This window comes from Castellaniella sp. MT123, assembly GCF_039614765.1.
In the GTDB taxonomy this organism is placed as follows: Bacteria; Pseudomonadota; Gammaproteobacteria; order Burkholderiales; family Burkholderiaceae_B; genus Castellaniella.
Genome location: NZ_CP154879.1, coordinates 288,951 through 306,629, shown reverse-complemented (window position 1 = coordinate 306,629; position 17,679 = coordinate 288,951). Strand labels below are relative to the sequence as shown.

Genomic DNA, 17,679 nt, shown 5'->3' with positions numbered 1-17,679 from the left:
CATGCTCGCAATTTCACGCTGCCTGTTGCTGCTGACCCTGGCCCCTCTGGCATCCCTGTGCGTCGCTCAACCATCGCCCCCCCCGCTGCCGACCCGTACTGTCGAACTTGCTTCACCAGCGGGCCACCAGGTGTGGGACGGTGTCGTCGAGGCCATCAGAGACACCACGATCGCAGCGCAAACCCAGGCGAAAGTGCTCGAACTTCCCTTCGAGGCCGGCGACTCGTTCACCCGGGGCTCGGTGCTGGCACGCCTGAGCGACGTCGAACAACAAGCGGATCTGCGCAGCGCACGGGCCCGGCTCACCGCCGCCCAGGCCGAATTCCGCGACGCCGGGATCCAATGGAGACGCGCGGATGAACTCTTCAAGCAGCACGCCGGATCCCATGCCCAGCTCGATACCGCGATTGCCCGTCGCGATACGAGCAGCGCCGCCCTGGACGCCGCCCAGGCCGCCGTCCGCAATGCGGAACAACAGGTCGGCTATACCGTGATCAAGGCGCCGTTCGATGGCATCGTCCTGCGCCGATTCGTGCGGGCCGGCCAGGCCGTGCAATCCGGCCCCCCCGAGCCGCAGCCGCTGTTATCCATCGCAGACCTGGATTCCCTACGAGTGGACGCGGTCGTTCCTCAAAGCGCGGCGGCCGCGATTCGCGCATCGAACGAAGCCACGATCCAGCTTGACGGGGCGCCGGAAATCACCAGCCACCGGATTACAATCCTCCCCTATGCGGACCCCGCGAGTCACACCTTCCATATTCGCGTCGATTTGCCCGACGGGGTCAAAAATCTCTATCCCGGGATGACCGTCCCCGTCGCGTTCTCGACCCCAGGCAAGCCACGGCTTCTCGTGCCGGCCAGCGCCGTCGTCAGCCGAGGCGAACTCACGGGCGTATACGTCCTTGGGCCGGACCAGGACTTGAGTCTGCGTCAGGTGCGCCTGGGCCGCGAATCGCGCATCGGGATCGAGGTGCTGGCCGGTCTGCAGGCCGGTGAAACCATCGTGACGGACACCACGGCCGCCGCACAATATCTCGCTCGCAGACAGGCTGCCGGGGGGCCGCACCCGTGACCGCTGCTTCACCGCTGAGTTTCGCCGGCCGGGTCGCCCGCGTCTTCCAGAATCATCCCCTGACGCCGATTCTGGCCGTCGCCGCCCTGCTGCTCGGCCTGGCGGCGCTCCTCATCACGCCCCGCGAAGAAGAGCCGCAGATCGACGTCACGATGGCGAACATCACGGTGCCATTCCCCGGCGCCAACGAGCGCGACGTCGAAAACCTCGTCGCCGCCCCGTTGGAACAACGCCTGGCCGGCATGCAGGGGATCAAGCACGTCTATTCCGTCAGCCGGCCCGGGGGCGCCCTGCTGACGGTGGAATTCCAGGTGGGTGTGCCACGGCAGACCGCCTTGGTGCGTCTCCACAATCAGGTCGCCCAGAACCGTGATCTCTGGCCCGCCGGCTTGGGGGTGGGCCAGCCGCTGATCCACGCCATGGGTATCGATGATGTCCCGATCATGGCCCTGACCCTGTGGACCGACGATCCGGGGCTCGGCCCTGTGGATCTCACCGCGGTCGCCCACACGCTCGAATCGCGCATCAAAAGCATCCCCGGCACCCGCGACGTCTACACGATCGGCACCCCCGACCGGGCAACCGTCCTGCAGTTCGACCCGGCGAAGTTGTCCGCTCACGGACTGACGCTCGCCGACCTGATCCGGGCACTGCAGTCCGCCAACGTCGTGGCACAGGCGGGCAGCCGTGTTGCGGACAATCACGATATCCCCCTGACAGCCGGAACGCATCTTGTCGAGAGCGACCTTGCCGGTCTCGTCATTGGCACCCAAAAGGGCCGGCCCGTCCTTCTGTCCGACGTCGCAACCCTCAGGCACGGCGCGGACGATCCCGAGCGCTATGCCTGGTTCGGGACGCCGCCGGGCCGGGGTGGCCCCACAACGGGTATGGCACCCGCCCTGACGCTGGCCATCACGAAACTGTCCGGCACCAATGCCGCCGACATCACCCAGGCGGTCCGCCAACAGATCGATACCCTCCAGGGGATCGACATTCCGTCAGGGGTTCATGTCGCCGTCACGCGGGATTACGGCCAGACCTCCACCGACAAGGCCGAAAGCCTGCTGAGTCACTTGTTTCTGGCAACCCTGTCGGTTGTGGCGCTGGTCCTGCTGACGCTAGGCTGGCGCGAGGCTATCGTGGTCGGCAGCGCCGTGATCATCACGCTGATGCTCACGCTGTTCGCATCCTGGGCGATGGGGTTCACCGTGAACCGGGTGTCGCTGTTCGCCCTGATCTTTTCCATCGGGATTCTGGTGGACGACGCCATCGTGGTGGTGGAAAACATCCATCGCCACATGGCACTGGGCGGGCACAAGCTGATCGAAGTCATCCCGGAGGCCGTCTCCGAAGTCGGCGGGCCGACCATTCTTGCCACCTTGACGGTCATTGCCGCCCTGCTGCCCATGGCGTTCGTCTCGGGCCTGATGGGCCCCTACATGCGTCCGATTCCCATCAATGCCTCGGCGGGCATGCTGCTGTCGCTGGTCGTGGCACTGATCGCAACGCCTTGGCTCTCGCTCAGGCTGCTGCGGCGACACGACACCCCCGCTGCGCCGGCACCTGCGGAAATCCAGCACGAAGACCGTCTGCCACGGATATTCAAGCGCGTGATGACGCCTTTTCTTGAAGGGCAGCATGCCGCGCGCCGACGCGTGCTGCTGTTTGGCGCCATGGGCCTGCTAGTGCTCACCGCCATCGGCCTGGTCGCCGTGAAGGCGGTGACCATGAAGATGCTGCCATTCGACAATAAATCCGAATTCCAGGTCGTGGTCGACATGCCCGAAGGCAGCACGCTGCAGACCACGAATCAATTGCTGGTTCAGATGGGCCAGGCACTGAACGGCGTCCCCGAGGTCCTGAACTATCAGGGCTACGCGGGCACCAGTGCGCCGGTGACATTCAACGGGCTGGTGCGCCAGTACTACTTGCGCAGCGGCCCCGTCGTCGGGGATCTGCAGGTCAACCTGGTGGACAAGGGCGATCGCTCGCGCCAAAGCCATGCGATTGCACGGGCGGTCCGGCCCATGCTGGCCCGGATCGGCGCCCGGTATGGCGCCTCGGTCAAGGTCGTGGAGGTGCCGCCGGGCCCCCCCGTCCTGTCCCCGATCGTTGCCGAAATCTATGGTCCCCGCTACACCACGCTGCGGACGCTTGCCCGCGACCTAAGCACCAAGTTCCAGAGCGAACCGGATCTGGTGGATATCGACACCAGCGTCGAAGCCGATTCGGCACGGACCATTCTCGCGGTCGACCGCACCCGCGCCAGCCGCCTCGGACTGGACCAGGCCGATATCGTGCAGGCAATCCGCTCGTCGCAGACCGGCGCTGACGCCACCTATCTGATGAATGGCCATACGCGCCAGGCCGTCCCGATCCGGCTGCGGCTGGCCGCAGGCGATCAGGCGGAACTCGATGCCTTGCTGGCCCTGCGCCTACGCACCAGCACCGGGGCCCTGGTGCCTCTGGCCGCCGTCGTCAGGCCGCAACCAGCAGCGGGTGAAAAAGCGATCTACCACAAGGACTTGCAACCTTACACCTACGTCATCGCCGACGATGCGGGCAGCACGGACAGCCCGTTGTACGGTATGTTTTCCATGGTATCGACATTGCGCCAGGAAAAAATCGATGGCCACACGCTGGCGCAGACCTTCGTCAGTCCGCCGGACGATCCAACCGCCTACACCGTGAAATGGGACGGCGAATGGCAGATCACCTACGAGACCTTCCGCGACATGGGCATCGCCTATGCCGCGGGGCTGGTGCTGATCTACCTGCTGGTCGTCGGGCATTTCAGGCGCTACATGCTGCCCCTGATCATCATGGCGCCGATCCCGCTGACCATCATCGGCGTCATGCCCGGTCATGCCTTGATGGGCGCGCAGTTCACCGCGACGTCGATGATCGGGATGATCGCCCTGGCCGGCATCATCGTGCGCAATTCGATTCTGCTGATCGATTTCATCGACCTGTCCCTGGCCAAAGGCACACCATTGGCTCAAGCCGTTGTCGATGCGGCCGCCGTGCGCGCCAAGCCGATCATGCTGACCGCCTTTGCAGCCATGATCGGCGGCTTTTTCATTCTGGGCGATCCCATTTTTCAAGGGCTGGCGGTATCGCTGGTCTTCGGAATCCTGGTCTCCACCCTTCTGACCCTTCTGATCATCCCGTTGCTGTATTTCGCCTGGCTGAACCGCAGCGACGCATCGAACCGAATGGCCTGATCGTGATCCCAGATACGCGCAACCCGCCCCATGCGACGCGTCCTGATCGAGGCGTCGATCGGGCATCCGCGCAGCCGAAGGCGGGCGGGGCAAAGCCCTCTTCTTCCGGGCCACATAGGCGGGACATGGATACATTGGAAAAAATTCTGGATCTTGACGCATCGGGACTGGACGAGCATGCGGACGAAGCCGCAGCCCTGCTGCGGGCACTGGCGAATCCTCGCCGTCTGCGGGTTCTGTGCTTGCTCACCGAGGGCGAGCGCACCGTCGGCAGCATACACAGCCACCTTCCGGCGCTAAGCCAGTCCGCACTGTCGCAGCATCTCGCCAAGCTCAGAAACGACGGGCTTGTCGTGGCACGCAGAGAAGCGCAGACCATGTGGTATTCCCTGCGGCCCGGTCCGGCGGAACAAGTGGTCGCGACGTTGCATCGCATCTACTGCTCCCGGTAACGGGAAATTACTGCCCGAGACGGCTTATTTGCGCGAGGACGACTTTATCGCGTAAGCCCCGTCCCCCAGCAGCGCCAGAGCTGCGGCGGCGACCGCCAGGAATACCGGATATTCCCAGCCACCTCCGTTGGGCGCGGCGAACTGCCAGCCATTGCCCCAGTGCACCGTGGACGCCACAAACAGTTCGATGGCGGCCAACGCGGCGATCCAGCGCGACAGGACCCCCAGAATGAGCAGGGCGCCGCCTATGATCTCGAATGCCATCACCGGATATGCCAGGAATCCGGGGAATCCGACACTGGAGAAGAACTGCGCCGTACCTGCCGGCGTAAAGACGAACAGCTTGGTCAGGCCGTGCGCGAGGAACATGACACCGATTGCCAGGCGAAGCAGCAAGGCTGCATAAGGCGCGGTATCGGCAACAGCAGAGTTGGTAGAGTGTGCCATTTTGATAGTCTCATGGGTTGGAGTTGACGATCAGGTTCATGAAGAACCCCCAAGCCGGCCATGATGGCCAGCAAGTTCTGCTTGACACTGTATCCGCGCACCGTCTGTCAATAAACCCTCCGGCAATAGATTCATTGTCTTATGTGGATAGACAATACCCGACATGCGCTTAGGGTCGGCTGGAAGACCACGGAGGATCGCGCAATGCGTCCACCAGGAAATCCAGCAGCTTTCGGACTTTGAGCGGCAGTTGCTTGCGCGTCGGGTACAGCGCCTGGATATCCAGTTCGGGAGCACGATAGTCCGGCATCAGCTCGACGAGCCTGCCGCTGCGCAAATCCTCGTGGATCAGGAAATCCGGCTGCAGGATTACCCCATGACCGGCCAGCGCCGCAGCCCGGCAGGTATCACCGTTGTTGGCATGAAGGCGCGAGCGCACCCGCACTGCCACCGCCCCCGCAGGCCCGGTGAAGTGCCATTCATCACCGGACGACCAGTAGCTGTAGGAAATCACTTCGTGCAGCATCAGTTCATGCGGATGCGCCGGCTTGCCGCGTTGCGCCAGATAATCGGGGGAAGCGCAAAGCACCACACGCGAACGGGCTAGTGAGCGGCTGACCAGGTTGGAATCCGTCAGCCGCCCGATGCGCACCACCAGATCGTAGCCCTCCTCGACGAGGTCGACGACGCGATCCGACAGCACGACGTCCAGCGTGACCAGGGGATTGTCCGCCAGGAAGTGGCCCCACAGCGGCGCCAGGTACTGCGCCCCAAGAGTCTGCGGCGCACCGATGCGCAGGCGGCCTTGCGCCTGCGCAGTGGTGGCGCCGACCTCGGCACTGGCTTCTTCCACGGCCTGCAGGATGTCCTTGCTGCGCTGGTAGTAAGTGAGCCCTTCATCGGTGAGCGACAGACGGCGCGTCGTCCGCTGCAGCAAGCGCGCGCCCAGATACGCTTCCAGCTCCGCCACCTGGCGCGAGACGGCGGGCTTCGAAAAACCGGTCGCGTCCATGGCGCGCACGAAACTGCCGGCATCCACCACGGCGGTAAACGTCCTCATGGCTTGCAGAATGTCCATAGTCTATTCTTAAACCTTCAAACATACAGCGAGCCGTTTCAAGTTGGCGACGATCAAGCATCGCAGCTTATCGTCGTAGCCTTCACCCCCCGCAGAACCGTGTCGACGATGCTTTCGATGTATCCGTCGAGCTTGCTGGCAAATTTCTCGCGAAGATGTTCGGGCGTATTGCGCACGTGATTTGAAACGGCGCCTGCCACGAGGTCGGCAATCAGGGCGACCGACGTTTCCTGCGGTAGTTCGCCCCGCTCTATGCCCCTGCGAATGATCAGCCGGGTGCTTCTGACGTATTCTGGGTAGGGCTCCTGGTACAGCGCCTTGCGCAGGTCGGGATAAAAGCGGGCGTCGGCCATCAGGCGGTATATGAGCACGCCATCATCGCTTTCCATATGTGCGTGCCAGCGGTGGGCGAACTCGATCAGGTCGGAACGCACATTGCCCGTATCAATACCCGAGATGAAACACGCTCGCGACCGTACAAGCTCAATGAGCATATGGGCCTTATCGTGCCAACGCAGGTAAAGAGACCCCTTGCCGACGCGCGAGCACCTCGCCACCTCGTCGAAATTGAAGCCTGACCAGCCGCGCTTTGCATATAGAGAGCAGGCGGCATCGAACGCCCTCTGCTCAAGGGTGTGGTCCCTCGGACGGCCGACACTTCTTGTCATACATCATCTCCATGCTCTGGCACGAGTTTAACCCTGACCCAAAAATATTTTTTGACGACTTTCGTCAGTATTATGATAGACTGAAAAAAATGACAAGAAACAAACGGCTACCAGGCCCGATCAATACACATGGAGACAAAATCATGGTGATGTATTTCGACGACTTCAACATCGGCCAAGAGTTCACGACGCCTGCCCGCACAATCACGGAAGCCGATGTCGCAACATTCTCGGCATGGACGGGCGACGTCAATCCTATTCACACAGACGCCGTATTCGCCGCGAAGTCGCGTTTCGGCCAGCGCTTGGCTCATGGCCTGCTGGGCATCTCTCACTGCATGGGGTTAATGTCCCGCATCAACATCTTCGAAGGCAGTGCGGTAGCCATGCTCAGCATCGATGGCTGGCGGTTCCTGAAGCCGATCTTCATCGACGACACTGTTCACGTCCGCATCCGGATCACCGAAAAGCGTCTCACGTCCAACGGGCGCCATGGCGTTATTGGCCGCCACTTCGATCTGATCAATCAAAAAGACGAAGTCGTCCAGTCAGGCGAATCAGCAGTCATGGTGGCCCTCGCACCCGAACCCAACAACTAGACTGCCGCGCCACCCGCGCCAAGCCTGTTCAAAGGACGGATCCGCGACATGAACTACTGGGCCAACGTCGTCAACATCATTCTGATCTATTCCATCCTGGGGATAAGCCTGAACCTGGTTCTCGGCTTCTCGGGCATGGTTTCCATGGCGCATGCTGTGTACTTCGGCGTCGCGGCCTACGCCGTAGCGCTGTTATCGATCAACCTGGGCATGGACTTCCCGTATGCGGCAATCATCGCCGTTATTTTTGCGGGCCTCTTCGCCGCCATCACCGCCTTTCCGGCGCTGCGCGTGCGCGACGAATATCTGATACTGCTGACCCTTGCGCTGCAGATGATTGTCTCGGGCATCATGGACGCATGGCTTTCGGTGACGGGGGGCCCCTCGGGCATACCGGGCATTCCTCCCATCGGCATTGGAAGCCTCGTTCTGATCAGCCCAATACAGTTGCTGCCATTGTTGCTGGCCGTTACCGCAGTGGTGTTTCTCGTTGCCCAGAAAATCACTTGCTCATCCTTCGGACGAGCGCTCAAGGCCATGAGGGAAAACGAATCCGCCGCTATCGCGGCGGGTAAAAACATCGTCTTGCTGAAGGTCATCGTCTTCGGGGTGTCGGGCCTGATCGCCGGCGTGGCCGGCGCACTGTTCGCAGGCGCCCAAGGCTTCATCGATCCGCTCAGTTTCAACCTCGATACCTCGATCATGATCATAGCGCTGGTGGCGCTGGGTGGCGCGGCAAATCTGTATGGCACTATCGTCGGCGCAATTCTGATCTTTGGGCTGCCAGAGCTCCTGACTTTCTTCAACACCGGCAGCACCGACACCGTCAGCGCATCGCGGGGCATCATTTTCGGACTGCTGCTGATCCTGTTCACGCGTTTCCGGCCGCAGGGAATCATCCCGGAAAGGGCGTTCAACCAAAAGCGCTACTCGCAGCGCCCCCCTCAGCGTGCGAACCGCACCAACTCCACGTTTGACGGCCCGGAACCCGGCCAGTCCGCGGCGACTCTAGGGCAAGCCAGCCTGGAAGCCGTTGACCTGAACAAAAGGTTTGGCGGTGTCGTGACGGCCAAGAACGTCAACCTGGTGCTGAAACCCGGCATGGTGACGGCGTTGATCGGACCCAACGGCGCGGGGAAGACAACGATCTTCAACCTGCTTGCCGGGGCGCTGCGCCCCGACAGCGGCCGCATCGCCGTTCGCGGGCGCGACATTACGACCATGCCAGCCTGGCGGCGAGTACCCGAAGGTATCGGTCGCTCCTTTCAGGACGTCAGGATCTTTGAAAACATTTCGGTCATCGACAATGTGCTGGTCGCGTTGCCAAGCGCGCATAGCGAAAGCCTATTCAATCTTTTCTTCAAGCCCTCTCGCCAGCGCCTGCTCGAGCAGCAGAACCAGAGCAAGGCCATGGCCCTGCTGGAACAGGTGGGACTGTGCGACAAGGCATTCGAGTCGGCGGGTGACCTCAGCTACGGCGAACAGAAGCTTCTGGCCATTGCCCGCCTGGTCGCCACGGGCGCCGACATCCTACTGTTTGACGAGCCCGCAGCAGGGGTCGACGCCGTCTGGGCCTCGAAAATGATCGAGATCATCCGGGCACTGGCCCAGTCGGGTAAGGCGGTCTGTCTGGTCGAACACAACTTGAACGTGGTGCGGGAACTGGCCGACGTGATCTATTTCATGAACGTGGGAAACATCGTCACAAAAGGCACGCCCGACGAGATCATGCGCAACACCGAGCTGGCCGACATCTACTTCGGTCAAGAAGCCATCAAGGACTGAGGCGTGACAATGAACGAGCCATTTCTAGTTCTGTCGAATATCAATGCTGGGTACGGCAAGAAGCAAGTGTTGTTCGATGTTTCCCTCACTATCCACAAAGGGGAAATCAGCTCCCTGATAGGGCATAACGGTGCCGGAAAAACGACTCTGCTGCGTACGATATTCGGCCATCTGACCCCAGAACACGGCAGCATATCCATGGGCGGTGCCACCATCGACCGCTGGTCCATGCCGGAGCGCGTACAACATCACTTGACCTACATCCCACAGGAGCAGTTTGTCTTCGGCGACCTCTCCGTCCAGGAAAACCTCGCCCTGTCGGGCTACGTGCTTCGCGGCCAGGATGACTTCAACGAGCGACTGTCGGAATGTTTCGACTTTCTTCCCATACTGAAGGAACGCTGCAACCAACGGGCGGGGACGCTGAGCGGTGGGCAGCAGCGAATATTGAGCCTCGGCATGGTGATGATAGCGAGGCCCAAGATGTTGCTTCTGGATGAGCCTTCGCTTGGACTCGCACCCAGCCTGGTTGACCAGGCCATGGATCTGTTGCAGGACATGGCAAAGCGGTTCGGCATGACGGTGCTGCTTGTCGAGCAAAACGTAAAAAAGGCATTTGCCGTTGCCAATCGTGTTCATGTGCTCCGGGCAGGCCGCCTGATTGCCGAGCGTCCAGGTGGGGAACTGTCTTCACACGACGAGCTTTGGGATCTTTTCTAAGCGATATCGGAACAATGAAAGAGACATCCATGCACACAGAGGTTTTGGGGTACCTGCCATGAGATTCACACTCGCAGACATATTGCACAGAACCGCCCAGTGGTCGCCTGAGAAGACCGCCTTTTCTGTCGGCGGGGACGGCACCATAACCTACCGGGAACTGCTTGACAGGGCAACCCAAGTCGCAACACGCCTGGCCCGATACCCGGAAAAGAATGTCGGCATACTGTTGCCGAATTCGATCGACTGGGTCGTCTGCCTGTTTGGTGCGGCGCTTGCGGGCAAGGCTGCTGTCCTCCTGAATACGAGGCTTACGACATCCGAACTGATCTTCCAGATCGATCAGTCGGATACCGGCGTGCTGATGACAGGCCCGCTATACAAGCGGGACTCTGAGGCGTTGATCGAGGCGCTGCGGGATGGATGCCCAAAATGCGATGCCGTCGTCTGGTGGGGAAAAGAACAACCGGGCAACAGCCTGGAGGCGCAAGCCTGGCTGTTGCAGCCTGGAACCAGCGACAACGGTCTGGCGCCCGTTGACGAATCGTCGCTTGCCGTCATCATCTATACGTCCGGCACCACGTCGCTGCCCAAAGGAGTGATGCTCAGCCATTATGCAGTCACCGCCAATGCGCTGATGGTCGGCCAGGCCTTTGGTGCGACGGAAAACGATAGAGTCTTTAGCGCGGGGCCGTTTGCCCATTCAGGCGGCCTGACGATGCACGTAGTGCTGTCCGTGCTCTATGGTGCCACGGCGTATTCCGTGTCGTATTTCAACCCTTCTGAAGTGCTTGATTCCATTGAAATCAACCAATGCACGATCTACAACGGCATCGAGACCCTGTTCCTGCGGCTGCTAGACGCGCCGAACTTCGACCGCAAACGGGTCAGGTCCGTGCGCACAGGCTGGGCTACGGGCTCGCGCTCCGTCTTGCATCGCATTGCAGATGAAGTCGGCATGCCTGGAATCATCAGCGTCTATGGTATTTCCGAAGCAGCCCCCAACGTCCTGATTTCGCACTACCTGGAGAGCCGTGAACATCGCCTCGATACGGTGGGCACGCTTCATCCATGGATGAGGGCGCAGGTGTGCGACCCCGAAACCGGCCGGCCCGTCGAAGACGGCGAAATCGGCGAGCTGGTGCTGCGTGGCTACAGCGTCATGCAGGGCTACTACAAGAACGCCGAGGAAACGGCAAAGGCCTTGCGCGACGGCTGGCTGCACACCGGTGACCTGGTGCGCAGAAGGCACGACGGCTACTTCGAATTTGCAGGCAGGTCCAAGGACATCATTCGCGTCGGCGGTGAGAACGTGTCGGCCCTGGAGGTGGAGGACCTGCTTCACCAGTTGCACGGCGTGGCCATCGCCGCAGTCATTCCCATGGAGGATGACGTCTACGGTGAGGTGCCGCTTGCCGTCATCCAGCCGGTGAACGGCGTCAAGCTCGATGCCGACGAAATCATGAAGGCACTGAGCGGCCACCTTGCGTCCTACAAGCTGCCCAAGCGGATCATCTTTCGCAAGGACATACCGCTCACCGACAGCGGCAAGGTCCAGAAGAAGCAACTGCGTGCATTGGTGGCTGGCAATCCGGCCTGCGGACGCGCCGAAGGCGCCTGAGGTACGGGAGTCGATTTGCCTGACGACGCGGTTTCGGGGATACGGCATATATCGTGCCGCTTATAGCAACTACCAAGGAGACACAAAATGATTTTCCGTCGAACGTTACTCTCGGTATCTGTGGGCGCATTGATGGGCGCATCGGTCATGTTGAGTACACAGCCCGCCTTCGCGCAAAGCGATAAAACCATTCCGATAGGAACCGTGCTTGCCATGACCGGTTCCGGCGCCTACTACGGCAAGGTGATGAGCAGAAGCGAAAAGCTGGCTATCGAACAGATAAACAGCAGCGGCATGCTCAAAGGCTACAAGCTTGCTCTTCACATTGAAGACCATAAAAGCGGTGACGCGCGCGCAGCAAACAGTGCCATGCGCAAGCTGGTCAGTATCGACAAGACACCGGTCGTCCTCAGTTCTTACGGCGGCATTACGCTAGCCATACAGCCGCTGGCGGCACAACAGAACGTGTTGCTGTTCAATGGCGGCGGCACGGCATCAACCCTGATCGACAAAAAGAACCTGTACAACACCCGCATGGTCGCCAGCCAATTGGCTCCCTTGGCCGTCAAATGGGCGGTGGAAAAGCTGGGAGCCAAGAAAATCGCCACGGTCTATTACACGGATTCGTCGGGTTTGGAAACCAACGAGGCGGTAAAGAAAGCGTGCGAACAACTCGGCTGCAAGGTGATTGACGAAGAACCATACAAGCTGGGCTCAACCGATTTCAGCGTGCCACTTTCCCGCGTAAAGGCGGCGGCTCCTGACGCCATCATCCTCGGTTCGTGGGGTGCTGATGTCGGGCATATCGTCAAGCAAGCCAAAGAACGCGATATTCGCGCGAAAATCGTGGGGCTGGAGCTCCTGAGCAACGAACTGAAGATTGCCGGTCAAAGCATGGACGGGTATACCGCGGTTTTCGACAGCTTCGATGTCAACGCTGACAACCCATCCACCCAATCCTTCGTGAAGGCATTCAAGGAAGCCTATGGAGAGGTGCCGGACTACTACGACGCCAACTACTATGAGATCGTCAAAGACGTACTCGCGCCTCTGATTCAAAAAACCATTGCGGCTGGCGAAGACCCCACCAAGATCGGCGCACTGAACAGCCAGATGGAAAAACTGATCCAGCAGGACTACCAGTTCGACAGCGTGTATGGCGGGAAGCTGCAACTGCACAAGAACGGCTCGGTGACAAAGCCTGTGGGTGTCTTCCAGGTAAACGACGGCAAGGCGGTGCCTATCGCCCACATCGACGACGGCAAGTTCGTCATGACCAAGCAATGATTATCCATCGTCCCATTTCTTCAGCTTGTAGAGCCTTGGTGCGGGGGCTTTCCGGGACAGGCGTCGTGTCCCAGAGGCCCTTGCGATAAAGGCGCCTTTCAGAGCATCCCCTACTCCGTGTAACTCCTTGAGGAACCAATGGAACTTTTCTGGCAATTGCTCGTTCACGGTCTGTTGACCGGCTGCCTGTATGCATTAGTCGGGGTCAGCTGGGGACTCATCTATGCGACATCAAAGGTGTTCCACTTCGCCCATGTGCTGACGCTTCTTCTGGCCACTTATCTGGCCATCATGGTCGTCAATGATTTCGGGTCGCCTCTTTGGACTGGCTTTGTCGTCGCTGCGGTTGTTGGGGGGGTGTTCGGGGCGCTGAGCGAAGTAGTCATTTACCGCCCCCTGAGGCGGTTTCACGCAACACAATTGAATATCTTTCTGGCAAGCCTGGGCCTGCTTGAGGCGGGCAAGTACACCATGCAGCTGATCTGGGGGGCGAACCAGATTCCCGTCAACGGCTCGTCTGCACGGACCTTTCAATTTGGAGCCATCAGCGTCACTTTAAATGAGTTTTTCTGGCTGGCCTCGAGTGTGGTGCTGATTGGCGCGCTGTTTGTTTGGTTGAACCGCTCACGCTCGGGCCGTGCCATTCGAGCCGTGGCAACCAACCCTTATTTATCCGCGTCGGTAGGGGTGTCAGCCGAGACCGTTTACATCAAAGTATTCGTCGTCGGATCTGCCATGGTCGGCATCGCCGGATATCTGCTGGCATTAAGCCACACAGCATCTCTGGAAATGGGGCTGATACCCGTTCTGGCCGGCTTCACCGCGACATTTCTGGGGGGCGTGGGAAGCCTGCGCGGCACGGTGCTGGGGGGGCTGCTTCTGGGGCTGGCCGAACAGCTCAGCGGCCTGTTTCTGTCAGGGGAATGGCAAACGGTAACTGCCTTCTCAGTTCTGGTGCTTGTCCTTATGCTGCGCCCACAAGGCCTGTTCCGATTACGCCGATAAGCCTGGTGACGCCCCGCATCAACACGTCCCCGGTCCTAACGAAAGCTGCCATTTCGTCAAATTTCCGTATCCAAGAGAACATCCATGGCTGTCATTGAATCGAGTTTGCGTCGCACGTCCGAAGAGTTCAAGAACAACCAGAAGGCCATGCAGGCGCTGCTGGATCGCGTACGCCACATTGAAGCCGATACCCGACAGGCATCAGAAAGCTCGCGCCAGCGCTTCGAGTCTCGTGGGCAACTCCTGCCGGTGGAACGCGTCGGGCTACTGCTCGATCACGACAGTGACTTTCTGGAACTGGCCTCGCTGGCGGGCTATGGATTCAAGCAGCCTGACAGACAAGGCAGGGAAATAGCGGGCGGCGGGCTGATAGCCGGCATTGGCGTCATCGCCGGTGCCCGTTGCATGATCTGCGCGTCCGATTCCGGCATCGAGGCGGGCGCATTCCAGCCCATGGGCCTGGAAAAACTGCTTCGAATTCAGGAAATCGCACTCGAAAACAAGCTGCCCTTTGTGCAGTTGATCGAAAGCGGCGGTGGCAACCTGATGAATTACAAGGTGGAAAACTTCGTGATTGGCGGGAAGAAATACCGCAACCTTGCCAAGCTGTCAGCCGCGGGCATCCCCGTTATCACGGTAGCCCACGGTTCGGCAACCGCCGGCGGCGCATACCAGATAGGCCTTTCCGACTACGTCATCATGGTCGATGGCCACGCCAAAGCTTTTCTTGCCGGTCCCGCTTTGCTCAAGGCGGCTACCGGGGAAGATGCCACTGAAGAAGAGTTGGGGGGCGCCAGGATGCATTGCTCGGTATCGGGGCTTGGGGACTATCTGGCCCATGACGACCGCGATGCCATTCGCATTGCGCGCGAGGTAATCGCATTGCTGGATTGGAACAAACAGTCGTCGCCAATGCCCAGCCCCGATCGTCCGCCCCGATACGATGCAGAAGACCTCATGGGCATCATGCCCATAGACAGCAACCGTGCCGTGGATATGCGTGAGATCATCGCACGCATCGTCGACGATTCCGACTTCCAGGATTTCGCCGGTCAGTATGGGCGGGAAACGGTGTGCGGCAAGGCCCGTATCGATAATATAGCGGTCGGCATCATTACCAACAACGGCCCCATCGACCCTGCGGGTGCCGCAAAAGCGGCTCATTTCATTCAGGCCTGCTGCCAGTCCGGGACCCCGTTGCTTTATCTGAACAACACGACCGGGTTCATGGTGGGCCGCAGCTACGAGCAATCGGGCAGCATTACGCACGGCTCGATGATGATTCAAGCGGAGGCAAGCGCCAGCGTGCCACAGATCACCCTGTTTTGCGGCGCCTCGTTCGGCGCCGGTCACTACGCAATGTGCGGCCGGGCATTCTCACCCAGATTCTGCTTTTCCTGGCCCAACGCGCGATGCGCGGTGATGGGCGCGGAACAGGCAGCCAATACGATGGAAACAGTCACGCGCGCCAAATTCGCACGCCGGAATAAACCGGTGGACGAGGAACTGCTCAGCACGCAACGCAACAAGATCGTCGGAAATTTCGAAAAGCAGGCCGACGTATTCGCCACGAGTGCCCGCCTTCTCGACGACGGCGTGATCGACCCTCGCGATACGCGGGCGATATTGGCAAAGGCGCTGCGTATTTGCCTGGATGCGCAAGATCACGCGACGAATCCGCTGTCGTTCGCGGTGCCGCACCCCTGAGGCTCACCGTCCATACACATTCTGCGTCCTGTCTTATGCCTACACCCACTCCATTCAGAAAGATCCTGATCGCCAATCGCTCGGAAATCGCTCTGCGCGTCATTCGAACAGCGCGCCGCATGGGCCTGGCGACCGTGGCGGTATATTCGTCCATTGATAGCGCCGCCAGTCACGTCGGACAAGCAGACGAGGCCGTCTGCATTGGCGATCCCGAGCCTTCGTCTTCCTACTTGAATATCCAGAAGATCATCGCGGCGGCGATCCAGAGCGGCGCCGACGCCATCCACCCTGGCTATGGCTTTCTTGCGGAAAATGAGGAGTTCGCTGCGGCATGCGTCGAGCATGGTCTCATTTTCATTGGCCCGGCGCCCGCTGTGATCGGGTCCATGGGCGACAAGGCCCGTGCCAAGCAATTGATGCGTGATGCCGGCGTTCCCTGCATTCCGGGGTATGACGGAGAAAGCCAGGAGCCCGACGACCTGCAGGTCGAGGCCGACCGCATCGGTTACCCTGTGATGATCAAGGCTACGGCGGGCGGCGGCGGACGCGGCATGCGCATGGTCGAATCGGACGGGCAGTTTCGCAATGCGCTGTCGTCCGCCCAATCTGAAGCGCTTGCCTCGTTCGGCAGTAGTCACATCTTGCTGGAACGCGCACTACGACACCCGCGCCATATCGAAATACAGGTGCTCGCTGATCGCTATGGCAATGCGATCCATCTGGGTGAACGTGACTGCTCAGTGCAGCGCCGACACCAGAAAATCATCGAAGAAGCGCCCGCCCCCGGACTGGATCCTGCCACGCGCCAGGCCATGGGCAAGGCGGCCGTGGATGCCGTGCGCGCCATCGGATACGAGGGTGTGGGCACTCTGGAATTTCTACTTGATACGGACGGTTCGTTCTACTTCATGGAAATGAACACCCGGCTGCAAGTGGAACACTGCATCACGGAAGAAATCACCGGCCTCGATCTGGTGGAGCAACAGATCCTGGTCGCGCAAGGCAGCGAGCTTGCCCTGAGCCAGGGCGACATCAGGTTGACGGGCCATGCCATTGAAGTACGGCTGTGCGCGGAGGACTGCGATCACGATTTCATGCCCCAAAGCGGTCGGGCCGCGTTCTGGCACGCCCCGCGGCAGGCCAGGGTCGAAAGCGCAATTCGTTCGGGTGACACCATCTCACCATATTACGACTCGATGTTCGCCAAGATCATCACGCATGGTCCCGATCGCAATGCAGCGCAGGCCCGCATGCAACGCGCGCTTGGCGATACGGTGATGTTCGGCCTAAACACCAACCTGCGCCTGCTTGAAAACTGCCTGGTCCACCCATTCTGGCTTAAGGGGGGGGTGGGCACCGGCTTCATTGCAGAGAACAAAGACACGCTGCTTCCGCCATTGGTGACCAGGCACGAGCCATTGGCCATCGCCGCCGTCCTGCGCTGCTACCGGCCAAGCCCTAGACGGATCCCGCGCACGCTTGCGGCTCAGGTCAAGCTGCTCGACAAAGCACTCGGCATCGCCGTCGAAGCTCGGGTGACATGGACAAGCGAGGGACGCTATGAAGTCGCCCTAGAGGGCGATACCTACCAGATAGCCATTCTTGCCAAAGACGGCGCGGGCGTCCGCGTGACAGTCAACGGAAGCGAATCCAGGATCTGGGCCTGCCAGGAAGGCGTCCATATCTACATCCGATGGGATGGCAGCGACTACACGCTTGTAGATCAGACGCTGGAAGCCTACCAGGGCAACCACAGCGCGTCGGACGGGCAGATACGCGCCGCCTCCAGCTGCAAGGTCGCGTCCGTGGTATCCGAAGCCGGCGCGGCAGTCAAAAGTGGAGACCTCATTCTGACTACGGAGGCGATGAAAACCGAATACCAGCACGTGGCGCCATTTGATGGCACCGTCCGCGAAATCCGCGTGCAGGTGGGCGATCAGGCCTCCGAAGGCGACATACTCGCCGTGCTGGATCCGGCATAGGCCATGCCGGTCATTGAACTCGCGTCGCGCAG

At 60.4% G+C, this 17,679-nt stretch carries 14 protein-coding genes; 11 read left to right on the top strand and 3 right to left on the bottom strand.

Annotated features, from left to right (window positions below):
* Position 1: 1 nt before the first annotated feature.
* The 3 genes from ABCV34_RS01440 to ABCV34_RS01430 all read left to right on the top strand — a co-directional run bounded on the left by ABCV34_RS01440 (position 2) and on the right by ABCV34_RS01430 (position 4,748).
* On the top strand, positions 2-1,072 hold the full coding sequence (locus ABCV34_RS01440) for an efflux RND transporter periplasmic adaptor subunit (RefSeq protein WP_345797481.1): 1,071 nt from the start codon (positions 2-4) through the stop codon (positions 1,070-1,072).
* The gene (locus ABCV34_RS01435) at positions 1,069-4,296 is read left to right on the top strand and encodes an efflux RND transporter permease subunit (RefSeq protein WP_345797480.1); all 3,228 of its coding nucleotides are present in this window, start codon (positions 1,069-1,071) and stop codon (positions 4,294-4,296) included. Before ABCV34_RS01440 ends, ABCV34_RS01435 begins: the two co-directional genes overlap by 4 nt.
* A gap of 125 nt (positions 4,297-4,421) precedes the next feature.
* Positions 4,422-4,748, top strand: a complete 327-nt coding sequence (locus ABCV34_RS01430; protein ID WP_345797479.1) for a metalloregulator ArsR/SmtB family transcription factor — start codon at positions 4,422-4,424, stop codon at positions 4,746-4,748.
* A 24-nt stretch (positions 4,749-4,772) separates the two neighbouring features.
* Here the strand turns inward: ABCV34_RS01430 and ABCV34_RS01425 are convergent, their stop codons facing one another.
* From ABCV34_RS01425 to ABCV34_RS01415, 3 genes are all read right to left on the bottom strand, one after another.
* A complete protein-coding gene (locus ABCV34_RS01425) occupies positions 4,773-5,195 on the bottom strand; it encodes a DoxX family protein (protein WP_345797478.1) in 423 nt (140 codons plus the stop codon).
* Between the two features lie 169 nt (positions 5,196-5,364).
* A complete protein-coding gene (locus ABCV34_RS01420; protein ID WP_345797477.1) occupies positions 5,365-6,273 on the bottom strand; it encodes a LysR family transcriptional regulator in 909 nt (302 codons plus the stop codon).
* A 53-nt stretch (positions 6,274-6,326) separates the two neighbouring features.
* The gene (locus ABCV34_RS01415) at positions 6,327-6,941 is read right to left on the bottom strand and encodes a TetR/AcrR family transcriptional regulator (protein WP_345797476.1); all 615 of its coding nucleotides are present in this window, start codon (positions 6,939-6,941) and stop codon (positions 6,327-6,329) included.
* Here ABCV34_RS01415 and ABCV34_RS01410 point away from each other — a divergent pair.
* The 8 genes from ABCV34_RS01410 (at position 6,935) to ABCV34_RS01375 (ending at position 17,647) form a co-directional block, all read left to right on the top strand.
* A complete protein-coding gene (locus ABCV34_RS01410; RefSeq protein ID WP_345797475.1) occupies positions 6,935-7,540 on the top strand; it encodes a MaoC/PaaZ C-terminal domain-containing protein in 606 nt (201 codons plus the stop codon). The genes ABCV34_RS01415 and ABCV34_RS01410 overlap by 7 nt on opposite strands.
* Positions 7,541-7,588: 48 nt before the next feature.
* Positions 7,589-9,325 carry a branched-chain amino acid ABC transporter ATP-binding protein/permease gene (locus ABCV34_RS01405; RefSeq protein ID WP_345797474.1) on the top strand — a complete coding sequence of 579 codons (1,737 nt, stop codon included), beginning with the start codon at positions 7,589-7,591 and terminating at the stop codon, positions 9,323-9,325.
* A 9-nt stretch (positions 9,326-9,334) separates the two neighbouring features.
* Entirely contained in the window at positions 9,335-10,045 is a 711-nt protein-coding gene (locus ABCV34_RS01400; RefSeq protein ID WP_345797473.1) for an ABC transporter ATP-binding protein, read from the top strand.
* A 58-nt stretch (positions 10,046-10,103) separates the two neighbouring features.
* Positions 10,104-11,666 carry a class I adenylate-forming enzyme family protein gene (locus tag ABCV34_RS01395; RefSeq protein ID WP_345797472.1) on the top strand — a complete coding sequence of 521 codons (1,563 nt, stop codon included), beginning with the start codon at positions 10,104-10,106 and terminating at the stop codon, positions 11,664-11,666.
* Between the two features lie 87 nt (positions 11,667-11,753).
* Positions 11,754-12,953, top strand: a complete 1,200-nt coding sequence (locus ABCV34_RS01390) for an ABC transporter substrate-binding protein (RefSeq protein ID WP_345797471.1) — start codon at positions 11,754-11,756, stop codon at positions 12,951-12,953.
* A gap of 138 nt (positions 12,954-13,091) precedes the next feature.
* Positions 13,092-13,958 carry a branched-chain amino acid ABC transporter permease gene (locus ABCV34_RS01385; RefSeq protein WP_345797470.1) on the top strand — a complete coding sequence of 289 codons (867 nt, stop codon included), beginning with the start codon at positions 13,092-13,094 and terminating at the stop codon, positions 13,956-13,958.
* An 84-nt stretch (positions 13,959-14,042) separates the two neighbouring features.
* Positions 14,043-15,665 (top strand): carboxyl transferase domain-containing protein, encoded by a 1,623-nt coding sequence (locus tag ABCV34_RS01380; RefSeq protein ID WP_345797469.1) that lies wholly within the window; start codon positions 14,043-14,045, stop codon positions 15,663-15,665.
* 35 nt (positions 15,666-15,700) lie between these two features.
* The gene (locus tag ABCV34_RS01375; RefSeq protein WP_345797468.1) at positions 15,701-17,647 is read left to right on the top strand and encodes an acetyl-CoA carboxylase biotin carboxylase subunit; all 1,947 of its coding nucleotides are present in this window, start codon (positions 15,701-15,703) and stop codon (positions 17,645-17,647) included.
* Positions 17,648-17,679: the final 32 nt, after the last annotated feature.